Origin of the sequence: Streptomyces aureus, from assembly GCF_000725495.1 — a bacterium.
GTDB lineage: Bacteria > Actinomycetota > Actinomycetes > Streptomycetales > Streptomycetaceae > Streptomyces > Streptomyces aureus_B.
Genome location: NZ_JNZD01000076.1, coordinates 1 through 689 on the forward strand (window position 1 = coordinate 1; position 689 = coordinate 689).

Annotated in this window: 1 pseudogene; it reads right to left on the minus strand. The window is 65.6% G+C overall.

The window, feature by feature from the left end:
- A pseudogene (locus IO36_RS36025) lies at nucleotides 1–689 on the minus strand (alpha-amylase family glycosyl hydrolase); the annotation flags it as partial.

The window sequence follows — 689 nt, forward strand, 5'->3', positions numbered from 1 at the left end:
TCGGTGTAGGTGCCGAGTCCGAAGGCCTTGTTCTGTTTGCGGATCTCGATCATGCGGCGGGTCCAGTGCAGCAGGGAGGACGGCGAGGACATGGAGGCCTCGACGTTGGTGACCTGGTAGCCGTAGACGGGGTCCATGATCGTGGGCAGGAAGAGGCGTCCGGGGTCGCTGGAGGAGAATCCGGCGTTGCGGTCGGGGGTCCATTGCATGGGGGTGCGGACGGCGTCGCGGTCGCCGAGCCAGATGTTGTCGCCCATGCCGATCTCGTCGCCGTAGTAGAGGATCGGCGATCCGGGGAGGGAGAGCAGCAGGGCGGTGAAGAGTTCGATCTGGTTGCGGTCGTTGTCGAGGAGGGGGGCGAGGCGGCGGCGGATGCCGATGTTGGCGCGCATACGCGGGTCTTTCGCGTATTCGGCGTACATGTAGTCGCGTTCTTCGTCGGTGACCATTTCGAGGGTGAGCTCGTCGTGGTTGCGCAGGAAGATGCCCCATTGGCAGTTGGCGGGGATGGCGGGTGTCTTGGCGAGGATCTCGGAGACGGGGTAGCGGGACTCGCGGCGGACGGCCATGAAGATGCGGGGCATGACGGGGAAGTGGAAGGCCATGTGGCATTCGTCGCCGCCGGAGGGGAAGTCGCCGAAGTAGTCGACGACGTCCTCGGGCCACTGGTTCGCCTCGGCGAGCAGCAC